15 protein-coding genes and 6 pseudogenes are annotated in these 21,787 nt (G+C 67.4%); 14 read left to right on the plus strand and 7 right to left on the minus strand.

What is annotated here, in order from left to right:
• Window positions 1-207: 207 nt before the first annotated feature.
• Window positions 208-639 carry a cupin domain-containing protein gene (locus tag OG819_RS34130; RefSeq protein WP_266638465.1) on the minus strand — a complete coding sequence of 144 codons (432 nt, stop codon included), beginning with the start codon at window positions 637-639 and terminating at the stop codon, window positions 208-210.
• A gap of 437 nt (window positions 640-1,076) precedes the next feature.
• On the opposite strand from OG819_RS34130, the gene ilvC reads away from it, so the two are divergent.
• Both ilvC and OG819_RS34140 read left to right on the plus strand, forming a co-directional pair.
• Window positions 1,077-2,075 carry a ketol-acid reductoisomerase gene (gene ilvC, locus OG819_RS34135; protein ID WP_266628917.1) on the plus strand — a complete coding sequence of 333 codons (999 nt, stop codon included), beginning with the start codon at window positions 1,077-1,079 and terminating at the stop codon, window positions 2,073-2,075.
• Between the two features lie 68 nt (window positions 2,076-2,143).
• Window positions 2,144-2,575, plus strand: a complete 432-nt coding sequence (locus OG819_RS34140; RefSeq protein WP_266638767.1) for an MEKHLA domain-containing protein — start codon at window positions 2,144-2,146, stop codon at window positions 2,573-2,575.
• Window positions 2,576-2,718: 143 nt separating this feature from the next.
• Here OG819_RS34140 and OG819_RS34145 read toward each other — a convergent pair.
• Window positions 2,719-2,876, minus strand: a pseudogene (locus tag OG819_RS34145) (DDE-type integrase/transposase/recombinase); the annotation flags it as partial.
• A 312-nt stretch (window positions 2,877-3,188) separates the two neighbouring features.
• Here OG819_RS34145 and OG819_RS34150 point away from each other — a divergent pair.
• Window positions 3,189-4,303, plus strand: a pseudogene (locus OG819_RS34150) (IS630 family transposase).
• Window positions 4,304-4,348: 45 nt separating this feature from the next.
• Here OG819_RS34150 and cpt (OG819_RS34155) read toward each other — a convergent pair.
• The gene (gene cpt, locus OG819_RS34155) at window positions 4,349-4,879 is read right to left on the minus strand and encodes a chloramphenicol phosphotransferase CPT (protein WP_266652460.1); all 531 of its coding nucleotides are present in this window, start codon (window positions 4,877-4,879) and stop codon (window positions 4,349-4,351) included.
• A gap of 146 nt (window positions 4,880-5,025) precedes the next feature.
• Between cpt (OG819_RS34155) and OG819_RS34160 the strand changes: the two genes are divergently transcribed.
• From OG819_RS34160 to OG819_RS34170, 3 genes are all read left to right on the plus strand, one after another.
• On the plus strand, window positions 5,026-6,387 hold the full coding sequence (locus tag OG819_RS34160; protein WP_266647762.1) for an IS256 family transposase: 1,362 nt from the start codon (window positions 5,026-5,028) through the stop codon (window positions 6,385-6,387).
• 137 nt (window positions 6,388-6,524) lie between these two features.
• Window positions 6,525-7,745 (plus strand): IS701 family transposase, encoded by a 1,221-nt coding sequence (locus OG819_RS34165; RefSeq protein WP_266652462.1) that lies wholly within the window; start codon window positions 6,525-6,527, stop codon window positions 7,743-7,745.
• Window positions 7,746-8,101: 356 nt separating this feature from the next.
• Window positions 8,102-9,499 (plus strand): IS1380 family transposase, encoded by a 1,398-nt coding sequence (locus tag OG819_RS34170; protein ID WP_266652464.1) that lies wholly within the window; start codon window positions 8,102-8,104, stop codon window positions 9,497-9,499.
• A 93-nt stretch (window positions 9,500-9,592) separates the two neighbouring features.
• Here OG819_RS34170 and OG819_RS59160 read toward each other — a convergent pair.
• Together OG819_RS59160 and OG819_RS34175 are read right to left on the minus strand one after the other, a co-directional pair.
• Window positions 9,593-9,832 (minus strand): annotated as a pseudogene (locus OG819_RS59160) (transposase); the annotation flags it as partial.
• Between the two features lie 424 nt (window positions 9,833-10,256).
• The gene (locus tag OG819_RS34175; RefSeq protein ID WP_266652466.1) at window positions 10,257-11,210 is read right to left on the minus strand and encodes an IS481 family transposase; all 954 of its coding nucleotides are present in this window, start codon (window positions 11,208-11,210) and stop codon (window positions 10,257-10,259) included.
• Between the two features lie 219 nt (window positions 11,211-11,429).
• Between OG819_RS34175 and cpt (OG819_RS34180) the strand changes: the two genes are divergently transcribed.
• Entirely contained in the window at window positions 11,430-11,960 is a 531-nt protein-coding gene (gene cpt, locus OG819_RS34180; protein ID WP_266652468.1) for a chloramphenicol phosphotransferase CPT, read from the plus strand.
• 45 nt (window positions 11,961-12,005) lie between these two features.
• On the opposite strand, the pseudogene OG819_RS34185 reads toward cpt (OG819_RS34180), so the two are convergent.
• Window positions 12,006-12,472: pseudogene (locus tag OG819_RS34185) on the minus strand (transposase); the annotation flags it as partial.
• A gap of 80 nt (window positions 12,473-12,552) precedes the next feature.
• Between OG819_RS34185 and OG819_RS34190 the strand changes: the two are divergent.
• Together OG819_RS34190 and OG819_RS34195 are read left to right on the plus strand one after the other, a co-directional pair.
• A complete protein-coding gene (locus OG819_RS34190) occupies window positions 12,553-12,966 on the plus strand; it encodes a transposase (protein WP_266623313.1) in 414 nt (137 codons plus the stop codon).
• Window positions 12,963-14,024: an IS3 family transposase gene (locus OG819_RS34195; RefSeq protein ID WP_266623315.1), complete on the plus strand. Its 1,062-nt coding sequence runs from the start codon at window positions 12,963-12,965 to the stop codon at window positions 14,022-14,024. The genes OG819_RS34190 and OG819_RS34195 overlap by 4 nt, the downstream gene beginning before the upstream one ends.
• A 38-nt stretch (window positions 14,025-14,062) precedes the next feature.
• Here OG819_RS34195 and OG819_RS34200 read toward each other — a convergent pair.
• Window positions 14,063-14,410, minus strand: a pseudogene (locus OG819_RS34200) (IS630 family transposase); the annotation flags it as partial.
• A gap of 122 nt (window positions 14,411-14,532) precedes the next feature.
• Here OG819_RS34200 and OG819_RS34205 point away from each other — a divergent pair.
• The 5 genes and pseudogenes from OG819_RS34205 (at window position 14,533) to OG819_RS34225 (ending at window position 21,656) form a co-directional block, all read left to right on the plus strand.
• Window positions 14,533-15,051 carry an alpha/beta hydrolase fold domain-containing protein gene (locus OG819_RS34205; RefSeq protein ID WP_266652470.1) on the plus strand — a complete coding sequence of 173 codons (519 nt, stop codon included), beginning with the start codon at window positions 14,533-14,535 and terminating at the stop codon, window positions 15,049-15,051.
• A 571-nt stretch (window positions 15,052-15,622) separates the two neighbouring features.
• A complete protein-coding gene (locus OG819_RS34210) occupies window positions 15,623-16,921 on the plus strand; it encodes an ISAs1 family transposase (protein ID WP_266652472.1) in 1,299 nt (432 codons plus the stop codon).
• A 43-nt stretch (window positions 16,922-16,964) separates the two neighbouring features.
• A pseudogene (locus OG819_RS34215) lies at window positions 16,965-17,141 on the plus strand (alpha/beta hydrolase); the annotation flags it as partial.
• Between the two features lie 124 nt (window positions 17,142-17,265).
• Window positions 17,266-17,772, plus strand: a complete 507-nt coding sequence (locus OG819_RS34220; RefSeq protein WP_266652474.1) for an SsgA family sporulation/cell division regulator — start codon at window positions 17,266-17,268, stop codon at window positions 17,770-17,772.
• Window positions 17,773-18,905: 1,133 nt separating this feature from the next.
• Window positions 18,906-21,656 carry an AAA family ATPase gene (locus tag OG819_RS34225; protein WP_266652476.1) on the plus strand — a complete coding sequence of 917 codons (2,751 nt, stop codon included), beginning with the start codon at window positions 18,906-18,908 and terminating at the stop codon, window positions 21,654-21,656.
• The last annotated feature ends 131 nt before the right edge of the window (window positions 21,657-21,787 follow it).

Raw genomic sequence — 21,787 nt, forward strand, 5'->3', positions numbered from 1 at the left:
CTCCACGCATAGGTAGTCTCTGGTTCCGGAGGCCATACGTGCTCCCTTTCTGGCTGCGAGGGACGTGCGAACGGCGCGCAAGCCGCCACCCGAATTGACCGAACAGCCGTGGGAGGTGTGACAGCCGCGTGCCGTGGGGGACCAGGCACCGGCAGCTGTACCGGCGCGCCGTGGACACCGGCGCACCGGTACAGCTACGGAGAAGGACTACTCGAAGCCACAGCCTGGGTTGGCGGCGTCGCGGGAGAAGGGCGCGCCGTGCGGTAGGACGTAGAGAACCTCCAGGACGACGTCCGTGGTGCCGAGGTTCCGGCCGATGTGCACGTGGTCGCTACCGGAAGGCTCCTCCAGGGAACTCCCCCTGGCGTACACGCCGTCGGACGCGCATGTGGAATCGAAGTGACTGAGGGTCCCCTGCTCGACGTACGCATACAGAGTGCCGTCGTGGAAGTGCCAACCGGTCGCCTGGCCCGGCGGGATGGTGACTTCTCGCAGAATGTAGTCGTTCCCGCCGATCGTGGACTGGGCGATGACCTTGCCAGTCACGCCGGGACCCCCTGGGGTGGCGTACGCGACCCCAGGAAGGGACAGACCGGCGATAAGAGCGCCAACGGCTCCTATGCGGGAAAGATTGCGCATGTTCTCTCCATCTCACGGTGAGTACGGTGAATGTCGGGTTCTATGCAGATCACTGCCCGGTCGATGACGTCACACGGTTGCTATCCGGAGCTGACCGACCGGCCCGCGCCTCACCCTAGGCCACGACCGAGCACATGGTTGAAGTGTTCACCAGGCCATCACAGCAACGTGTGAGATAGTGTTTTCTCCGCCGGTGAACAACGGGCGCAACCCGAGTTGGTCCCATCCATGAGGGCTGGGGCCATTGTTGGCCGGACATAGTCAGCCGGGCAGATACCCGACACGCCCGCACGAGCAGTATCAAGCGTGGACGGGCGCTCTCTTGCCCGGCGTTTCCTTTTTTCTTCCTCCCCGAAGGCGCGGTGCCACCCATCTCAGTCCTGGCACAGACGCCGCCCGGGGGGAACTTCTTCCATCGTGAGGGAAAGGTGTTTCCCATGGCCGAGCTGTTCTACGACGACGACGCCGACCTGTCCATCATCCAGGGCCGCAAGGTCGCGGTCATCGGCTACGGCAGCCAGGGCCACGCCCACGCGCTGTCGCTGCGCGATTCGGGTGTCGACGTCCGCGTGGGTCTGCACGAGGGGTCCAAGTCCAAGGCGAAGGCCGAGGAGCAGGGCCTGCGTGTGGTGACGCCGTCGGAGGCCGCGGCCGAGGCCGACGTCATCATGATCCTGGTGCCGGACCCGATCCAGGCGCAGGTCTACGAGGAGTCCATCAAGGACAACCTGAAGGACGGCGACGCGCTGTTCTTCGGCCACGGTCTGAACATCCGCTTCGGCTTCATCAAGCCCCCGGCCGGCATCGACGTGTGCATGGTCGCCCCCAAGGGGCCGGGCCACCTGGTGCGCCGCCAGTACGAGGAGGGTCGCGGTGTTCCCTGCATCGCGGCGGTGGAGCAGGACTCGACGGGCGGCGCGTTCCCGCTGGCCCTGTCGTACGCCAAGGGCATCGGCGGTACCCGTGCGGGCGTCATCAAGACGACCTTCACGGAGGAGACCGAGACCGACCTGTTCGGTGAGCAGGCCGTGCTGTGCGGTGGTACCGCGGCGCTGGTGAAGGCGGGCTTCGAGACGCTGACCGAGGCCGGCTACCAGCCGGAGATCGCGTACTTCGAGTGCCTGCACGAGCTGAAGCTGATCGTGGACCTCATGTACGAGGGCGGTCTGGAGAAGATGCGCTGGTCGGTCTCCGAGACCGCCGAGTGGGGCGACTACGTCACCGGCCCGCGGATCATCACCGACGCCACCAAGGCCGAGATGAAGAAGGTCCTCGCGGAGATCCAGGACGGCACCTTCGCCCGGAACTGGATGGAGGAGTACCACTCGGGTCTGAAGAAGTACAACGAGTACAAGACGCAGGACGAGAACAGCCTCCTGGAGACCACCGGCAAGGAGCTCCGCAAGCTCATGTCGTGGGTCAACGACGAGGCGTAAGCCTCATGGCCGACAGCCCTTTTGAAACAGTTCCCGCTGCGGGCGGCCCTGCCTTCGCGCAACTGCTGATGAGCAGTCATCTGACCCTCACCGGCCGTCCTTTGTGCTTACCGCACTGGGCGTCGCTGCAAGAAGCGGCGTATTGGCTCTACGCCGAGGCGCCCTTTGGGCTCCTGGCCCACGGCACGGGCCCCGACCCTAAGTTCTCTTACGCCAACCGAACGGCTCAGCGGTGCTTCGGTTACCCGTGGGAGGAGTTCGTCGGCATGCCGTCCCGTTTGTCGGCGTCCTCTCACCATCAGGAAGACCGAGACACCTTCGTACGGTCCGTGAGTGAACACGGCTTCGCCGATGGCTACGACGGGCTGCGTAGGACCAGGAGCGGCGAAGAGTTCTGGATCAGAGACGTGACGATGTGGGACCTCGCTGATCCTGCGGGAGACGGACAAGGGCAGGCCGCGGTCTTCCGTGACTGGTCCCCGCCCGTGCGGCCAAGGTGATGGACGCGCGGTGAGCGTCCGCCCGCCGCCCGTGCGGCGGGCGGGCGCTCACCGCACGGGGCAGCCCGCCTGCCGCGGGAGGAGCGCGTTGTGGGTTCGGTTTCGCGGTGGGTGTGGATGATGCGGCGTGGGCCGAGTCGGCCCAGGTCGGCGGCCATGTCCAGAGCGTCGACGACCAGGTCGGCACGGTGGTGATCGGCCATGGAGTAGCCGATGATCTCGCGGGTCGCGAGATCCAGCCAGGTCGCCAGGTACTGCCAGCCCTCGGCGGTGGGGCGGTAGGTGATGTCGCCGACCACGCGCAGGCCGGTGCGGGTGCGGTGAAATCGCGTCCGATGAGGTCCGGGGTGGGTGCGGCCTGTGGTCGGCGCAGGTCAGGCTGCGACGTCCGGTGCGGAGGCTGCGCCCGGCGACACGGTACTCGTGCATCAGGCGAGCCGGATGATGGTGATGTGCGCCTTCTCTGTATGAATGAACCGGCATATTTCGCTCACCGGTCGCTCTCCTTCACCTAGTGCTCTGACCGCGAAGGTTCACCGGGTTGCCGTTCGCGGTGCGGGACTTGCGCGCGGTTGGATGTGTACCGACATCCAATCTGGTGCGTGGAGGCGCGGTGGCAGAGCCAGTCAAGGTCCGCAGACTGACCGACCAGGAAGGGCAGAGGCTTCAGCAGATCGTGCGCCGGGGCAGCACCAGTACGGTGCGCTACCGGCGCGCGATGATGATCCTGGCCTCGGCCGGAGGTAACCGGGTTCCGGTGATCGCCCAGCTGGTCCAAGCCGACGAGGACACGGTGCGCGATGTGATCCACCGGTTCAACGAGATCGGCCTGGCCTGCTTGGACCCTCAGTGGGCGGGAGGCCGTCCCCGCCTGCTCAGCCCTGACGACGAGGACTTCGTCATCCAGACGGCCACCACCCGCCCCCGCAGACTCGACCAGCCCTTCACCCGCTGGTCCATCCGCAAACTCGCCGCCTATCTGCGCAAAGTCCACGGCAGGGTGATCCGCATCGGCCGTGAGGCTCTGCGAATGCTACTGGCCCGCCGCGGGGTCACCTTCCAGCGCACCAAGACGTGGAAGGAGTCAACCGACCCCGCCCGCGACGCCAAGCTCGACCGGATCGAGCACGTCCTGGAGCACTTCCCGGACCGCACGTTCGCCTTCGATGAGTTCGGCCCGCTGGGCATCCGGCCCACCGCAGGATCCTGCTGGGCCCAACGCGGCCGGCCCGACCGGCTGCCGGCGACGTACCACCGCACCCACGGCATCACCTATTTCCACGGCTGCTACTCCGTCGGTGACGACACCCTGTGGGGCGTCAACCGCCGCCGCAAAGGCACGGCCAACACCCTCACGGCCCTGAAGTCGATCCGGGCCGCCCGCCCCGACGGCGCCCCGATCTACATCATCCTGGACAACCTCTCCGCCCACACGGGCAACAAGATCCGCCGCTGGGCGAAGAAGAACAAGGTCGAACTGTGCTTCACCCCGACCAACGCCTCATGGGCCAACCCGATCGAAGCGCACTTCGGACCGCTGCGACAGTTCACCCCTCGCCAACTTCCACCACCCCAACCACACCGTCCAGACCCGCGAGCTGCACCGTTACCTGCGCTGGCGCCGCCCGCCACCCCGACTTGCTGGCCGCCCAACGCCGCGAACGCGCCCGGATCCGCAGCGAGAAGGGCATCCGCTGGGGACGACGACCCCTGGCAACAGCGGCCTGATCATCACGGCGCCCCGGTCATAGCGGCAGACAGCCGCGCTGTCGATCACCTGACACGTGCGGCGATGGCCCGTGCGCACTCCATCGACTCGGCATGCGTGGTGTCCACCTCCAGGTCATAGACCACGCCCCGGTGGACCACATCCGCCTGGGACACGGCCATCCCGATGACCCGATCGCCTCGTGCGACCTCACGGCCTGCGGCAACCGCACCGTCACACCGGACGCCGACCCACAGCACCCGCAGGTCACGCAAAGTCTTCTGCCACCGCTGCTGCGAGTCCGCTCCGCCGAGGAAGACCTCATCGACGATGACCCGGGCGCCCGCACGGGCCATCGCGGCGACTCCCTCGATCCATGCCGCTTCCAGCGTCCGGAACTCCGGCCCGACGACCACCTCTCCGTCCGGAGCGAACTCGATCCCCGCATCCGACGCGTGCATGGACGCGGGCATCGCGTCAACCAGCGTGTCGGTCCCGAGAGCCAGCCACGGATCCGGCAGCACCGCCTGCAGACACCGGGCGATCCCGGACTTCCCGGAGCTGGAACCACCGTTGAGAACGATCACCTCAGTCATCACCGCGCCACAGTAGAGGCACCGCAGCAACCCCCGAAACGGATTTCCGCGAACGCTGCCGCCTCCTACAACCCGGTGAACCTTCCCGGTCAGAGCACTAGGGAGTGTCATGAATTAGGTGGGAACTTCACCGGAAGGGACACCTGATGACGATCCAGAAGACTCACTCTCTCGAGACGGTGGGCGGCGTGTCGCTTGCCACTGACGGGGCGGCCGCGGACGGTGCGGGCATGAGGAGAACGCAGGAGTCCGTGGACGGGCTGGGCCTGGACCTGCTGGACGCGCTGACGCTGCTGGCCCAGGACAGGGTCCGCGGTGGTGGGCTGAGGCTGGTCGGTGAGGACGGTCTGCTGCCCGCGATCACGCAGCACCTGATGCAGGCCGCCCTGGAGGCCGAGCTGGATGAGCATCTGGCCGCCGAGGCCGAGCGCGGCGGCGGGCGGGGCTCGCGTTCGGGCGGCAACGGCCGTAACGGGTATCGCACGAAGAAGGTGATGAGTGAGGTCGGGCCGATCACGCTGCAGATCCCCCGTGACCGGCTGGGCACTTTCCGGCCCCGCATCCTGCCCAAGGGTGCCCGTCGCACCGGTGCTCTGGACGAGATGGTGCTCTCGCTGACCGCCCGCGGCATGACCTCCGGGGAGATCGTCGCGCACCTTGAGGAGGTGTACGGGATGAAGACGTCCAAGGAGACGATCTCCACGATCACCGACAAGGCCCTGGACTCGATGAACGAGTGGCGCACCCGCCCGCTCGACGCGGTCTACCCGGTCGTCTTCGTCGACGCCATCCACGTCAAGATCAGGGACGGGCAGGTCGCCAACAGGCCGATCTACGTGGCCATCGCGGTCACCGCCGACGGCTACCGCGATATCCTCGGCCTGTGGGCCGGCGACGGTGGCGAGGGCGCCAAGTTCTGGCAGCAAGTCCTCACCGACCTGCGTAATCGCGGGGTCAGAGACGTCCTCATGCTCGTCTGTGACGGGCTGTCCGCTCTGCCGGACGCGGTCGCGAACGTGTGGCCCCAAACCGTTGTGCAGCGCTGCGTCGTTCACCTGATCCGGCAGAGCCTGCGCTACGCCTCCCGGCGGGACTGGCCCGAGGTCGCCGCCGACCTCAAGCCCGTCTACACCGCCGTCAACGAGGCCCAGGCCCGCGAGCGGCTCGACGAGTTCGACGCCAAGTGGGGCCACAAATACGGCTCGATCGCCACCGTCTGGCAGCGCGCCTGGAGCGAGTTCGTACCCTTCCTGGCCTTCCCCGACTCCATCCGCGAGGTCGTCTACACGACCAACAGCATCGAGTCCCTCAACGCCCGCTACCGCCGCGCGGCCACCGCCTGCGGACACTTCCCCAACGAACAGGCAGCACTCAAGAGGATCTACCTGGCCACCCTCGCCCTCGACCCCTCCGGCCGGGGACGCAAACGCTGGAACAACAAGTGGAAGGCAGCATTGAACGAGTTCGACCAGCTCTTCGACGGCCGCCTTACCGCCGGACGGGTATAAGCCAGTCGGACCAACCAAAAACCACTAGGCCAAAGGGCCTAAAAACACCTAAATCATGATAGACCCGAGCACTAGTAGGGCTTTGTTACGTACCCTGGTTGATCGTTCCGAGGTAGTCTCGTGATGTCCTGTCAGGTGTGACACCTGAGGAGATGGACGAGATCCGCCCCCGCTTGGAGGCGTTCGCAGCCGAGATGCTCGGCACGGTGAAACGCCGGGACCAGCGGGCCAAGGGCGAGCTGTACGTGCGTGGGCTGATGCTGGACGGCAAGCGCAAGTCGATGCAGCCGATGGCCGAGCGTCTGGGCGTGGACCACCAGCAGCTGCAGCAGTTCATCTCCTCCTCCACCTGGGACTACGTCGAGGTGCGGCGCCGGGTCTCGCGGTGGGCAGCGGCGCACATCACCCCGGAGGCGTATGCGATCGACGACACGGGCTTCCCAAAGGACGGGTACGACTCCCCTGGGGTGGCCCGGATGTACTGCGGCGCCTTGGGCAAGCGCGGAAACTGCCAGATAGCGGTCAGTGTCAACTTGGTCAGCGACCACGCCTCAGCGGCCGTCAACTGGCGGCTGTTCATCCCCGACAGCTGGGACGACGCCGCATCCGGGGACGACCCGCTGCTGGCCGAGGCGATCCGCCGACGCCGCCAGCGGGCGGGCATCCCCGACCAGGTCCGCCACAAGGAGAAGTGGCGCCAGGCGCTGGAGATGCTCGACGAGGTCCGCGGCCAGTGGGAACTGCCCGGTCTGCCGGTGGTCGCCGATGCCGGTTACGGCGATGCCACCGGCTTCCGCCTGGGCCTGACCGAACGCGGTCTCGCCTACGCGGTCGCCGTCAAAGGAACCACCACCGCCTACCCCGGTGAGGCGTTGCCCGAGCGTCCGCCCTACAGCGGCCGCGGCCGCCCGCCCCGGCCCGCCTACCCGATGCCGCACAGCACCCTGCGTGACCTCGTCCTGGCCGCCGGGCGGGGCGCCGCCCGCACCGTCACCTGGCGCCAGGGCACCAAGAGCGGTCCGCGCAACCCACGGGCCGACATGCGCTCGCGCTTCGTGGCCATGCGCGTGCGCCCGGCCAACCGCGACATCCCCCGTGATCTGGACGGCAGTCTGCCCGAGTGCTGGCTGCTGGCCGAATGGCCACCCGGCGCCGCCGAGCCCACCGACTACTGGCTCTCCACCCTGCCCGCCGGCACCCCGCTACGCGAACTCGTCCGTATCGCCAAGATCCGCTGGCGGGTCGAGCACGACTACCGTGAGCTCAAGGACGGCCTCGGCCTGGACCACTTCGAAGGCCGCAGCTACCTCGGCTGGCACCGGCACGTGACCCTGGCCGCCCTCGCCCAGGCCTTCTGACACCATGCTCCGCCTCGACCCAAAAGTCCCTGCGCCGGCCTGACCCTCTACGCGGTTCTGCGCGCGTTACAGAAGATCCTGGCCACCTGGACCGGCGCCTGCTCGATATGCGGCCACCCCGCCCCCACACCCGAACCCCACCACAGGACCTAACAAAGCCCTACTAGAAGGCTGTGGCCTTTCGGCGGCGAGCCCGCGGAGTTTCTTCAGTTCCTCGCGCTCGGCCGTACTAAGCCTTGATCCACCGGCCGGCGTCTTGTGGATAGCGGCTAGAAAAACGAGGAAGTGCCTTGTGACCTGCGATGATGGGAGTTCTTCAGGCTTCCAGCACGCACGATCGGCAAGGCACTTCCGAGATGAAAGTTTCCCATACATCGGCGGCGGTCTCCGCTGCGTTCGATGACCCGAATCTGATCGCGTATGCCGGGCTGGTCCCGGTGATGCGCCTGGCCGAGCGGGGCGGTCTTTCGCGTCTGGTGGCCGAGAACGTGAAGCTGACCGGCGCGAGCAACAGCGCGGGGGCGGCGGCGGACGCCAAGGTCACCAGCATCGTCGCGGGCATGGCCGCAGGTGCGGACAGCATCGACGACCTGAACGTTCTGCGCCATGGTGCGATGACGGCCGTGTTCGCGGGCATTCGTGCCCCGTCCACGCTGGGCACGTTCCTGCGCTCGTTCACCCACGGTCACGCTCTCCAACTGCACGCCGTTCACGGCCGGTTCCTTGGCGCGCTGGCCGCGCATACCCCGCTGCTGCCCGGCGCCGACGCGATGGCATTCATTGATGTCGACTCCACCCATAAACGGGTCTACGGCCGGGCCAAACAGGGTGCCGAGTACGGCCGGTTCAAGGGCATCCGCACCCTCCACCCCCTGCTCGCCACCATCTGCACGCCCGGCTCCCGCCCGGTGATCGCCGGAGTCCGCATGCGCCGCGGCAAGGCAGCCGACTCCCGCGGCGCCCCGAAGTTCGTCAGCGAAGCCCTGGCCACCGCCCGGGAGGCCGGCTGCACCGGCACCCGCATCCTGCGCGCCGATTCGCAGTTCTACAACGCCGGTGTGATCGCCGCCTGCCGCCGGGCCGGAGCCCACTTCTCGATCACCACCGGCATGAACCCCTCCATCAAACGGGCCGTCCTCGCCATTCCCACCGAAGCATGGCAGCAGATCACCTACCCGACCGCGGTGCCAGACCCCGAGACCGGCGAACTCATTTCGGACGCCGAAGTCGCCGAGATGCCCGCCTACACCGCCTTCGCGAGCCGCAAGAAGAGCGAGCAAGTCACCGCCCGGCTGATCGTCCGCCGGGTCCGTGACCTCGCCAAACCCGCCGTCGTAGGTGAGCAGGGCGAACTGTTCCCCGTCTGGCGTTACCACCCGTTCTTCACCGACAACCCCGCCCCCACCCTCCAGGCCGAGCGGGAACACCGCCACCACGCGGTGGTCGAACAGGTCATCGCCGACAGCAAAGCCTCCGCACTGACCCACCTGCCTTCCGGACACTTCCACGCCAACGCCGCCTGGCTCACCCTGTGGGCCATGACCTACAACCTGCTGCGGGCCACCGGCGCGCTCACCTCCGCCTTCCACGCCAAGGCCACCACCGCCACTCTCCGTGCCCACCTGGTCCAGATTCCGGCCCGGATCGCCCGCTCCGCACGGCGTATCACCCTGCACCTGCCACACAACTGGCCCTGGCAGCACGCCTGGACACATCTTTTCGACACCGCCCACGACCCACCCGGACCCGCCTGACGACCCTGCCCACCCCGCCCGCCAAGGCCCAACCGGAACCGAACAACGTGGAAATGCTGGGCAGACCAGCGGGTGCCACCTGCCCGCCCACAATCACCGCCCCGAAACCGGCTCAGGATCAGTCAGAAGATCATTTTCAGACCACGTCGGTGGATCAAGGCTAAGCGCGTCTCCGGCCGGTGCGGACGCCCCCGCCGGGAGAGTGAGGCTCCATCGGCCCTCTCCACCCAGCCTCGCAGACTCTCCCGAGCTGACGCCGAGTTCTCGGGCGACCTCGGTCACCGTCCGGCCCGAGGAGGTTACGAGCGCGACCGCGTCGCGCTTGAACTCCTCCGGATACCGCTTCTGGTACTCGCTTCCATCTCAAGAACTGGCGAGCCCTGGCCTGCCACCTCGGCCGCCGCAAGCCCATGAGCGACACGGTGCAGGCCATCGCCGGCCTGCTGTCCCGTCAGCAGAACGCGGACCTGACGTCGGCTCAGCAGATGTGAAACCGGAGCCCAAGCGAACTCCTCGACGCCTCACCAGCCAACCGTGCACGAGCTCGTTGGCCGAAGCAACAGTCGTGGATCCGAGCCCAGTTCATATCCCGAATTGAACCGCCCGCTGTCGGGACAGCTCGTGAGCGAAATTTCAGTGCCCTTTCGCGGTGCGCTCCATGATCCACATATCGATGTCGCCAGCCTTTTCCCGGGCGTGTGTCACACCGGCAGCAGGTGCCCTGTCTTAGAAGGGGAAGCAGGAAAAGCCTGCCGACCTAGTTGTATTGACCCGTGAGGTTGGGGACGCGGCTGGCGGGTGGCTGGCCCTTGAGTGCGGTGTGTCCGCGGTGGTGATTGTAGGTGTGCAGCCAGTGCGGGTAGGCGTCGCGTCGTTCGCTCTCGGTTCGGTAGGGCGTCGCGTAGGCCCATTCGTCGAGCAGGGTGCGGTTGAAGCGCTCCACCTTGCCGTTCGTCTGGGGCCGGTAGGGCCGGGTTCGCTTGTGGGTGATCCCGGCTGCGGCGAGCGCGTCGCGCCAGAGGAACGACTTGTAGCAGGAGCCGTTGTCGGTCAGGACGCGCCGCACGGTGATCCCGCAGGAGGCGAAGTAGGCGTGGGCCCGCTGCCAGAACGCGGTGGCGGTCTCCTTCTTCTCGTCGGTGAGTATCTCGCTGTAGGCCAGGCGGGAATGGTCGTCGACAGCGTTGTGCAGGTAGCTCACGCCGGCGTTGGCGCGGTTCCTGCGGCCTGCCTGACGGCCGAGGACCTTGTGGCCGCCGCCGTCAGGGATGTTGCCGAGTTTCTTGATGTCGACGTGGACCAGGTCGCCGGGTGCCGGGTGTTCGTAGCGGCGGATGACCCGGCCTGTGGCGCGGTCGAGGTGGGAGAGGCGGGACAGGCGGTAGCGGGTCAGGATGCGGTGGACGGTGGCCGGGTTCAGCCCGAGGAGGTAGGCGATACGAGCCGGCCCCCAGCGGCGCAGGACGCGGACCTTGATGACCCTGCGCTCGGTGCGTGTCGGGGTCCGGCGCGGGCTGTGGTGCGGGCGGGAGGAACGGTCGGCCATGCCCGCCTCGCCGAGCAGGCGGTAACGCCCCGCCCAGCGGGCAGCGGTGGTGACCGATACCTGAAACCGTTCCGCGGCCCGGCGGAGCGGCCATCGGTCCTCGACGACGCAGCGGGCCAGACGCAGGCGGCCGGTCTCGGTCAGGGGTGCATTACGGTGGGGCATGAGGGCCTTCTTGTCGTTCGTGTGTAGACGTCGCAATCCACACCGAACCCGGAAGGCCCTCACTCGTTCAAGATCACCCAACCGTGATCACTGTCACCAACCTCCGTGGACAGAACACCTAGTGCTCTGACCGGGAAGGTTCACCGGGTTGTAGGAGGCGGCAGCGTTCGCGGAAATCCGTTTCGGGGGTTGCTGCGGTGCCTCTACTGTGGCGCGGTGATGACTGAGGTGATCGTTCTCAACGGTGGTTCCAGCTCCGGGAAGTCCGGGATCGCCCGGTGTCTGCAGGCGGTGCTGCCGGATCCGTGGCTGGCTCTCGGGACCGACACGCTGGTTGACGCGATGCCCGCGTCCATGCAGGCGTCGGATGCGGGGATCGAGTTCGCTCCGGACGGAGAGGTGGTCGTCGGGCCGGAGTTCCGGACGCTGGAAGCGGCATGGATCGAGGGAGTCGCCGCGATGGCCCGTGCGGGCGCCCGGGTCATCGTCGATGAGGTCTTCCTCGGCGGAGCGGACTCGCAGCAGCGGTGGCAGAAGACTTTGCGTGACCTGCGGGTGCTGTGGGTCGGCGTCCGGTGTGACGGTGCGGTTGCCGCAGGCCGTGAGGTCGCACGAGGCGATCGGGTCATCGGGATGGCCGTGTCCCAGGCGGATGTGGTCCACCGGGGCGTGGTCTATGACCTGGAGGTGGACACCACGCATGCCGAGTCGATGGAGTGCGCACGGGCCATCGCCGCACGTGTCAGGTGATCGACAGCGCGGCTGTCTGCCGCTATGACCGGGGCGCCGTGATGATCAGGCCGCTGTTGCCAGGGGTCGTCGTCCCCAGCGGATGCCCTTCTCGCTGCGGATCCGGGCGCGTTCGCGGCGTTGGGCGGCCAGCAAGTCGGGGTGGCGGGCGGCGCCAGCGCAGGTAACGGTGCAGCTCGCGGGTCTGGACGGTGTGGTTGGGGTGGTGGAAGTTGGCGAGGGGTGAACTGTCGCAGCGGTCCGAAGTGCGCTTCGATCGGGTTGGCCCATGAGGCGTTGGTCGGGGTGAAGCACAGTTCGACCTTGTTCTTCTTCGCCCAGCGGCGGATCTTGTTGCCCGTGTGGGCGGAGAGGTTGTCCAGGATGATGTAGATCGGGGCGCCGTCGGGGCGGGCGGCCCGGATCGACTTCAGGGCCGTGAGGGTGTTGGCCGTGCCTTTGCGGCGGCGGTTGACGCCCCACAGGGTGTCGTCACCGACGGAGTAGCAGCCGTGGAAATAGGTGATGCCGTGGGCCCTCTCTGTCAAAGTAGATCGAGTCAGGCATACTGGATGATTCATTGAGTCGAGGGCGGAGAAGGAGTAGTGCCCGGGTGGCCAGCACGAATGACCACGGGACCCCTGATCCGCAGGTAGAAGCCCGTTCGGCCGGTCCGCGCCGGTATACCGCGGAGTACAAGGCGAGGATCCTCGCGGAGTACGAGACGTTGGACAAGAAGGGCAAGGGTGCTCTGCTGCGGCGGGAGGGCCTGTATTCGTCGCTGATCACGACGTGGCGGCAACAGCGGGACAAGGGTGCCCTGGACGCGCTCGCCGCGTCGGCCGGACGGCCGAAGGCGGACCCCAGGGACAAGGAGATCGAGAAGCTCAAGGCGGAGAAAGCCCGCCTGGAAGCCGACCTCGCGAAGGCCCGCACCGTCATCGAGGTCCAGGGAAAACTCTCCGCGCTGCTCGACCAGTTCGCCACGGACAGCGCCCCGACCCGGAACGGCGAGAAGAACCAGTGACCGAAGCCCAGCTCGCGGCCGTGGCGTTCAACACCGCCCGCAATCAGGCCCTTGAAGAGCTCAGCGGGCTGGTCGGACGCGTCCAGGCATGCGCCGCTCTCGGCGTGAGCCGTGCCACCTACTACCGCCAACACCGCCGAAGCCCCGCCCCGGCCAAGCCGCGGCCAGAACGGCGCCGACACGCCCGCGCTCTCACACCCGAGGAGGAGATACGGGTCCTCGACGTGCTCCATTCCCTGGAGTTCGCCGACATGGCGCCCGCCGAGATCTACGCGGTGCTCCTGGACCGGGGTGTCTACCTGTGCTCGGAGTCGACGATGTACCGGCTCCTGCGACGGCATGGCGAGGTCCGTGAACGCCGCCGCCAGGCCGTCCACCCGCCCCGGACCGTTCCCGAGCTGGTCGCCGAGGGCCCGAACCGGGTATGGAGCTGGGACATCACGAAGCTGAAGGGGCCGGTCAAGGGCGTCTACTACTGCCTCTACACGATCATCGACATCTTCAGCCGCTACACGGTCGGCTGGATGATCGCCGCCCACGAGAACAAGGACCTCGCCGAGCGGTTCCTGTCCGAGTCGATCGCCAAGTACGGTATCGAACCAGGGCAGTTGACGATCCACTCGGACCGCGGGTCCCCGATGGTCGCGCAGAACGTCGCCCAGATGATGGCCCATCTCGGCGTCACCAAGTCGCATTCGCGGCCGAAGACGTCGAACGACAACCCGTACAGCGAGAGCCAGTACAAGACCCTGAAATACCGGCACGACTTTCCCGAGCGTTTCGGATCCCTCGAGGACGCCCGGGCGTGGTGCACCCAGTTCTTCACCTGGTACAACGAAGAGCATCGGCACTCCGGGATCGGCCTGCACACGCCCTACGACGTGCACTTCGGTCTCGCCGAGCAGCTCCGCGAGATGCGTGCCGACGTCCTCCAGACGGTCTACGCGAAGCACCCCGAACGCTTCGTCCGCAAACCACCCGAGCCTCCCAAGCTCCCCGCAGCGGCCTGGATCAACCAGCCGGCACCAGACGGCCCACTGATCCCAGCACAGCGTTAGAACGATCTACCTGCCTTGATCGCTTTGACAGGTTCCGGGGTGCGGTGGTAGGTCGCCGGCAGCCGGTCGGGCCGGCCGCGTTGGGCCCAGCAGGATCCTGCGGTGGGCCGGATGCCCAGCGGGCCGAACTCATCGAAGGCGAACGTGCGGTCCGGGAAGTGCTCCAGGACGTGCTCGATCCGGTCGAGCTTGGCGTCGCGGGCGGGGTCGGTTGACTCCTTCCACGTCTTGGTGCGCTGGAAGGTGACCCCGCGGCGGGCCAGTAGCATTCGCAGAGCCTCACGGCCGATGCGGATCACCCTGCCGTGGACTTTGCGCAGATAGGCGGCGAGTTTGCGGATGGACCAGCGGGTGAAGGGCTGGTCGAGTCTGCGGACCTTGACTGGCTCTGCCACCGCGCCTCCACGCACCAGATTGGATGTCGGTACACATCCAACCGCGCGCAAGTCCCGCACCGCGAACGGCAACCCGGTGAACCTTCGCGGTCAGAGCACTAGGGAGGGTAGTGATGGCCAAGCCCGTTCTTGAGCCCGCGGCGCAGGAGCTCGCGGAGGCGACGGCCAAGCCGCCGTTCCTGTACGAGCTCGGCCCGGAGGGTGCCCGGAAGGTCCTGGACGACCTGCAGGCGGCGCCGGTGGCGAAGCTGGACGTGGAGGAGAAGTGGATCACGGTGCCCGCCGAGGTGGGTGATGTGCGGGTACGCATCGTCAAGCCCGTCGGTGGCCAGGACATGCTGTCGGCCGTCCTCTGCGGGCACGGCGGCGGCTGGGTCCTCGGCAACGTCGGCATGGCCTGGTTCTGGGACTGCTACACCACCGACCCCGCCCAGCGGGCGGAGATCACCGCCTCGCCGCTGCGGGCGAGCCTGGAGGAGCTGTGGGGCCTGCCGCCCGCGCTCGTCATCGTCGACGAGAACGACGTGCTGCGGGACGAGGGCGAGGCCTACGCCCGCAAGCTGAGCCAGGCCACAACAGCCGCGATCGGGCAGGCCATTCACACCCTGCACACCGCACTGCACGGCAACTGACGGTTTCCCGCAGCTCAACCGCTACATCTGAACACTGTTCACCGACCCCACAGTCACGATGAGCACTGTGGGCGAGCCGATCCACACGGTTGCCTTGGCATTTTGCCAAACCGTGCACGGAAGGCCGGCCGATTCAACGAGCCGAGCCAATCCGCGACCGCAGCACGTTTCAGGTGCGTCCCGGAACTCCTAACCGCTCGCCGACTCCGGCTTGCCTCTCCATGACGTACGGCAGCGTCCTGCAGCAACCGCAGCCATGTCCATGGGTCCGGACACGGCCGAAACCTCTGCCTCGAAAGGGCCCCTCATGAACCATCGTTCGCTTTACCGACATGCCCGGACTCCTCTCTCCCTCATGGCCACCGCTACGGTCGCCACAGCACTCTTCGCTGCATCGGTCGTCCCGGCGAGCTCCGAAGAAGCCACTTCCTCGCCACGGCCCCGGCGTAGTTGATCTTTGATGGGTTTTGGGTCGTTTGCCCAGGGGGAGGGGTGCGAGTTGCCAGACGAGCGCGGCCTCTGATGATCTTTCAGGTTCCTACGCCAGAAGATCGTCTCAGGAGCCGCGCTCGTGTCCGCATCCTCCCTGATCAGCCCTGTCCTTGGCCAGCTCACCGATCTCGCGCTGTGGGAGGCCGAGCTCGCCGCCGACCCTGTGGCAGTGGAATCCGCGCTGGTCAGCAGGTTGCGGCAGGTCCCTGACCGGCGTGCGGAGCGTGGGCGGCGGCATCCCCTGGTGGTGATCCTGGTGCTGGCCGCGTGCGCGACGCTGGTGGTCGGTGGTGACTCCATGACCGCGATCTGGCAGTGGTCCGCCCGCGCCCCGCAGGTCAAACTGGCCCGCCTCGGCGCCCGGTACGACCCGCTGGCCGGCCAGTACCTTGTGCCCAGCGAGCGCACCTTCCGCCGCGTGCTCGCCGACCTGGATGCCGACGTGCTGGACGCGGCGACCTGCGCATACGTCGCCGACGTCGCGACCGGAAAGGCACCGACGCCCGAGGTCCCGGACACCCCGGGGCCCATCGAGCGCGAACAGCGCCGCGCCGCCCAGCGGGCCGTGGAACACCCGGCGCCGGCCGGGCTGCTGCCCGCTGCGGCTCTCGACGGCAAGGCCCTGACCGGCGCCCGCACCGAATCGGGGCGGGTCTTCCTGGTCGGGGCGGTCGACCACGCCAGCGGCGCGGTCCTCGGCCAGAGGCAGGTTCCGGACAAGCGCGGCGAGGGCGAGGCGGCCCGCATGCTGCTGGCCCAACTCGCCTTGTCCGGCCGGGTGTTCACCCTGGACGCCCTGCACACCACGAAGAAGACCGCCCACCTGATCACGGACCGGCTCGACGCCCACTACGTCCTGATCCTGAAGGGGAACCAGCCGCTGGCCCGCGCCGCCGCCCAGGCGCTGCTGGCCGGTACCGACGCCGAGTGGACCGAGACCACCGAGGCCGAGGACGACCGTGGGCACGGGCGCACCGAGCGTCGCACGATCCGCACCGCCCAAGCCGACGACGCCCTCTTCCCCGGCGCGGGACAGGTCTTCCGCCTGCGCCGTGACACCGGCGGCCTCGACGGAACCTGGACCGGGAAGGAGATCGTCTTCGGCGTCACCAGCCTGCCCGCCCACCTCGCAGGCCCCGCTCACCTCAACCACTACGAGAGGGTCCACTGGTCCATAGAAAACAAGATCCACTGGGTGCGGGACGTCACCTTCCATGAGGACAACTCCCAGGTCAGGACCGGCACCGCACCCCGAGCACTGGCCAGCTTCCGCAACCTGGGCATCAGCACGCTCCGCCTGGCCGGACGAGCCAACATCGCCCACGCCCGCCGCGATCTCCTCAACCACAACGACGCCTTCGCCGTCTACGGCATCTGATCAACTACCACGAAGCCGGACACAACCGAACAACGCCGGGGCCGTGACTTCCTCGCAGCACCGCAAGCCGACCGTCGTTCTCTTCCACGGCGCGTTCGCCGACTCCACCAGTTGGAACGGCGTCGTCAAGAAGCTGAAGCGGGACGGCTATCCGGTGATCGCCGCGGCCAACCCGCTGCGCGGGCTGAGCAGGGACGCCGCTTACCTCAGGGAATTCCTGGCATAAGTAACACGATCTACCGGAGCAAGTGGCGACCTACCGAACCACCCGTAGCGCAATTCATGGCTCTGAGTGGATACCGATCAGTATCCATCGGGGCGAGAAAACGGGAGGGGATGAATCGATGAGTGGCAAAATCTTCGAGAGTGACGACGATCTGGGGTGTACTCGCAAAGATCGCAAATACCGGAAAGATGTCCACGCACGGTGGGTGGATATTCATCCCGAGCCTGTGACGTGCCGAACGCTCGTGGCTCTTGTCGAAGAGGAGGCGCATCTGCCGGTCCCGACAGATCTCCGCTACGAAAGTGGCGAGCCGTACTCGGTTTTCATGGTATTTAATGCGGACACCGATATGACCGTTGAGTGGGAATTCGGACGCGAGCTTCTGCTGGCTGGCGAGCAGCGGCTCAGCGGTGTCGGTGATGTCCAAGTTTGGCCTTCCGAAATCCTTGATTGTGCACTCGTGTATATCTCGTTTCGCTCGGGTCGAGAAAGATTTGTTGTAGCCGCGTCGGCGGAAGCAATTGGCGTATTTCTTGAACGTACCTTTGAGGTCGTACCCTTGGGGTGCGAGGAAAGTTTCTTGGGTATCGAAAGCGTCGTCACCCAGTTGCTGAACGAAGCATGACGAGGTGCATTTTCAGGTAAATCGCGCCGATAAGGCACGCGCAAGGCAATGAGCAGACCGATGCGGTAAGGATGGCTCGGGAGCAGTTGCGGCGTCGGCTATGAGTCGTCTCAAAAGCGGGCATACCGGCCTATGCTCGAGACCGCCTCGCCGTCGCTCTAGTCGGTCTGAGACCTGGTCCGCCTCCTTGTGAAGAAACCGGGCATGGACCCCTCTATCGCAGCTGGGATTGATCAGTTGTGGACGCCGACGCGGAGCAGGTTGCCGATCGGCTGATGGTTCGTGGTTCTGCGGCGCCTGTACGGTGCGGGGAACCTGGTGTGTGCTGAAGCGGAGGACTGGACGGCCGCAGCCAACCCGACGGGCGAGCGAGCGCGATCACGCGTCGCCGACACAGGGTTTCGAGGGCGGAGACCTGGAGTTCGCAGGGACACTCGTCGCAGGTCCGAACTGCCATCGGCGACCGGGGGCTCTGCCATTCACGCGTGATCCGGGCCGGACTACAGCTTCCGGGCGTCGGAACGTTCATCCCGATCGGATGGACCTGACCGCCAGCCGACAGCGTCGCGAATCGGCCGAAGGGTGGACCGGTGGCCCAGGCCTGGTGCTGGTCGCCGGGGCCCTTCTGACCAGCAGGTTGCCTGGACCCACTGGTAGCGGGTCCTGAGGGGACAGGGTCTGACCGCCTTGGCATGTCCCCAGCACAGCGACCGATCGCGGGTCCTCACCTGTCGTACCGAGTCACGGCACGAGCGGCAGTCGAGGTCTTTCGTCTTTCCCGGACGTCGGCGGGCATCCACCCCGTCCGTGCTTCCGTGCTTCCGTCCTCCCCATCGGGGCCACGATCCGGGGACCGGTAACATGTGGTCCCTAGTGACCGTTGCCTGAGGAAAGCTTCACATGCTGAGCTCGATGTCTACTGTGCCGATGGTCGAGCGTCCGGCCATGCCTGAGCGTTCTGTCGTCACGCTGGTCAGCGGTGACGGGAGCGGCGCTGGTGGGTGCGGCTGGACGGCGGTGGGGGCCGTCTCTTCGTCGCCTGCCCCGGTCGCGCCTACGGTCGGGGTGTGGGGCGTGCGTGTTGGGGCGCGGCTGACGGAGATGCCACAGAAGCTGGCGCGTGCAGACGTCCGATGATCGGCCGGGATGGGGAGTTGCGAGCCTTGCGGGGGCTGCTGGCGGATGCGGCGGCCGGGCATGGTGGGGCGCTGCATGTCCACGGTTCTGCTGGTGTCGGCAAGTCGGCTTTGCTGCGTGCGGTCGCTGCCGAGGCTGCCGAGGGCGGTTTCAGGGTGCTGAGCACGTCCGGGGTGGAGACCGAGCAGTGGCTGCCGTTCGCGGCGCTGCAGTTGCTGGTGCAACCGGCCGTCCGCGGTGTCGAGAACCTGCCGGCCCCGCATCGGGAGGCGCTGAGTGACGCGTTCGGCGCTACGGAGAGCGAGCCGGGTATATACCGGGTTGCGCTGGCTGTTCTCGAACTGTTGGCGGACTCGGCCGCCCGGCAGCCGCTCCTGCTGCTTGTCGATGATCTGCAGTGGATCGACTCGTCCAGCCGGGACGTGCTCAGGTTCGTCGCCCGCCGTACCCGTGACCTCTCCATACTGGTCATAGGTGCCTCCCGGGTCCGCTCTCCCGACTCCTCCAGCCCGAGTGTGCACCCGGACCTCGCTCTGGAACCGCTCGGGTGGAATGCGGCCGGGGAACTGCTCGATGCCGGGGCGCCCGGCCTGCCGGCGCCGGTACGGGCCACGATCCTGGAGCGTGCCGCGGGTAATCCGCTGGCCCTGGTCGAGCTGCCCAAAGCGGTGCAGGGAATGTCCGCGCAGGTGGACGATCTGCCCTTGACTCAGCGGCTGGAGGACGCGTTCGCCGCGCGTACGGACTCGGCGAGCCGGGAGTGCCGCACGTTCCTGCTGGCCCTGGCCGCTGAGCCGAACGCGCCGCTGAACCGGCTGCTGGAGGTGTCGAGTCTTCTTTCCGGCTCGGAGGTCTGTGTGGAAACACTGCAGGAGGCGGTCGACGCGGGCCTGGTCACCCTGGTCGGCTATACCCCCGAGTTCCGCCATCCGCTGATGCGCTCGGCGATCTACACCCGCGCCGCGCTCGCCGACCGGCTGGCTACCCACCGTGCCCTCGCGGCGGTGATGGACGGCATGCCTGAGCGCCAGCTCATTCACCTGGCCGCCTCGGCGCTCGGCCCGGACGAGGAACTGGCCGCCCGGCTGGAGCGTTTCGCCGACGCGTCGCAGGCCGCAGGCAAGGTGGCGGCGGCCGTCCCGGCTCTGCGCCAGGCGGCCGAGCTCGTCCATGACCCACGCCGCCGGACCGGCATCCTGATCCGTGCGGTCGAGCTGGCCAGCGAGATCAACGACCGTATCCACACCCAGATGCTGCTGGACCGCGCCGACCCGGGCGTGCTTGGCCGGGTGGAGCGGGCGCGTCTGATGGTGGTGTCCGACAAGGCCGCATTCGAACCGGACGAGCCGCACCGGCGGATTCAGGACATGGTCACCACGGCGGGTGGAGCATTCGACGCCGGGAGCGCGGATGTCGCCGAGGACCTGCTGTGGCGTGCCGCCTCACGATGCTTTTTCCAGGACGGCGACACGCATGTACGCGCTCAGGCCGCAGCCGAACTGGATCGATGGAACCCCGATCCGGACGCCCCTCACGCTCTGATGGTACGGGCGTACACCGAACCGTACCGACACGGGGCCGACGTCATCGCGCGCTTCGAGGCCCTCAGCCCGGACCGCCAGGACCGCCAGGACGGCAGGATCCTGCATTTCCTCGGCAGCGGCGCGATGGTCATGGGGCATGCCACCCGCGCCGCCCAGTACCTGGCGCTTGCCTCCGCGGCGTGGCGGTCGCAGGGGCGGCTCGGGCTGCTCGCCCGGTCCCTGGCCGGCAGCTGGCCGAGGGTGTTCCTCGGGCAGCTCGACCAGGCGCGCGAGGAGTCCGCCGAGGGGCTCGCCCTGGCCGAGGAGACCGGGGAGTGGATCGTGTGGCTGGGCCTGAAAGCGACGGCCGGACTGGTGGCGGCGCTGCGCGGCGAGACCGAGACCGCGGCACGAACAGTCCGCGAACTGCGCGCCCACAGCCTGTTCCCCGGTATGCCGTTCGCCACCGTGATGGCGCAGCAGACCGACGGCCTGCTCGCTCTTTTCGACGGCCGCCCCGTGGAGGCCTACGACCTCCTCGCACGCGCATTCGATCCGGCTGACCCGCACTACCACTCGGTGAGCCGCTGGCTGTCCGCACCGTACCTGGCGGACGCAGCGGTGGCCGCGGGCAACACCGGGCAGGTCCGTGAACTGCTGGCCGAACTACCGGAGTTGGCCGGAAGACTGCCCTCGGAAATGATGGTGGTCGCACACGCATACACCGACGCGGTACTGGCACCGGACGACACAGCGCAGGAACGCTATACCGCGGCACTCGCCGCACTACCGGCCGGCTGGACACTGGCGCGTGCCCAGCTGCACCTGCACCACGGCCGCTGGCTACGCAGGCAACGCCGCAACGTAGACGCGCGGCACCCACTGCGACTTGCCCGCGACGAGTTCGACCGGATCGGCGCGCAGCCCTGGGCCGAAATGGCCCGCGAACAACTGCGTGCCGCCGGCGAGTCAAGTGGCCGACGGCACCCCAACACGAGCGAGCAGCTGTCGGCCCAGGAAATGCAGATAGCCGAGCTCGCGTCACAGGGGCTGAGCAACCGGGAGATCGGCCAGCGCCTGTTCATCTCCCACCGCACCGTCGGAGCCCACCTGTACCGGATCTACCCACGCCTGGGCATCACCAGCCGGGGCAAACTCGCCACCGTGCTCGCAGCCCTCCACGAAGAACACCCCGAAACCGACCTGCCTGACAGCACAGAATGAACTGCCACCGTCCCACTCCGACACGAATCCTCCCGTGTGGCTCGTACCAGCGCGCTTCGTGAATCGCGGTCGATCTTGCGCCGGCGGGACAGGCCGAGGGCGAAGGAGATCAGCGCCAGTCTCCGCTGCCT

This window comes from Streptomyces sp. NBC_01549 (genome assembly GCF_026339955.1).
GTDB lineage: Bacteria > Actinomycetota > Actinomycetes > Streptomycetales > Streptomycetaceae > Streptomyces.